The 329-nt window shown below is 37.1% G+C and carries 1 protein-coding gene; it reads right to left on the reverse strand.

Features of this window, described 5'->3' with window-relative positions:
- Positions 1-329 (reverse strand): hypothetical protein (locus H4J63_RS19905; RefSeq protein WP_220467259.1); only part of this gene is annotated, 329 nt, incomplete at both ends.

Here is a 329-nt window from a genome sequence, read left to right on the forward strand (position 1 = left end):
TTCTAAACCATCTAAATCAGCATCTGTCATAAGCGCATTTGCTAAATCTTGCTCAGCCTGACTAGAAGCTATTCCCGGTGCCTCGCCATCTAAATCATCCCCTTGTAATTCTTCAGGGGTAAATGGCAACTCACTTTCTAATGTTTCTTGAACTTCATCAAGGTTAAGGGGTTTGGTGTCATCTTCTATACTTGGTGGTTCAACAGAATCAACCTCATCATTAATTTTTTGACGTAATTCATCATCAAGTGACTCATCTTCAATCTCAGTTTCTAATTCAGAGAAGTCATTATCAATTAATAGTTCATCATCGAAATCATCTTCTAAAC

This window comes from Pseudoalteromonas sp. 5Ae-yellow (assembly GCF_014077565.1).
GTDB lineage: Bacteria > Pseudomonadota > Gammaproteobacteria > Enterobacterales > Alteromonadaceae > Pseudoalteromonas.